Here is a 432-nt window from a genome sequence, read left to right as displayed (position 1 = left end):
TTGATCAGCACCAAATCTTGCTGGGCTTGCTCGGAGCCGTGCTTGACCGGGTGAAGCAGTTCGGGGTCCACCCTGGCGAGCTTGGCCAGCATCCTGGCATCTTGTTCGTCGCTCTTGCGCTCGTTGGTGTAGATGGCCCGGAGTTTGCGGGAGTTGGCAACGATCACTTTGTGTCCAAGACTCTCCAGCAGGCGGCTGATCCAGGGGCTGTGCGTGCCGACTTCCAACGCAATCAGGGCTCCTGGGTAATCACGGGAGAGTTGCTCAAGGTCGTCGCGACGGTTGCGGATAAAGTGCTCACTGAGCTCCTTTCCTTCTTGATCGATGGCGCATATCGCGTGTTTCCTGTCTCCGAGGTCGATGCCAACAATGGACTTCTGATGTTTGATACTATTGTTCATAAGGTGGTAGCATTCTACAGAAACCGTTGGC

General features: G+C 55.6%; 1 protein-coding gene. It reads right to left on the bottom strand.

Annotation, left to right across the window (positions count from 1 at the left end; all coding sequences use genetic code 11):
* Positions 1 to 401: IS110 family transposase (locus tag JO972_RS16755; RefSeq protein ID WP_309491238.1), on the bottom strand; the 401-nt coding region annotated here is incomplete at its 3' end.
* Between the last annotated feature and the right edge of the window lie 31 nt (positions 402 to 432).

This window comes from Oceaniferula flava (assembly GCF_016811075.1).
GTDB lineage: Bacteria > Verrucomicrobiota > Verrucomicrobiia > Verrucomicrobiales > Akkermansiaceae > Oceaniferula > Oceaniferula flava.
Note: the sequence above shows the minus strand (reverse complement) of the source record. Positions and strands in the feature narration are given on the sequence as shown.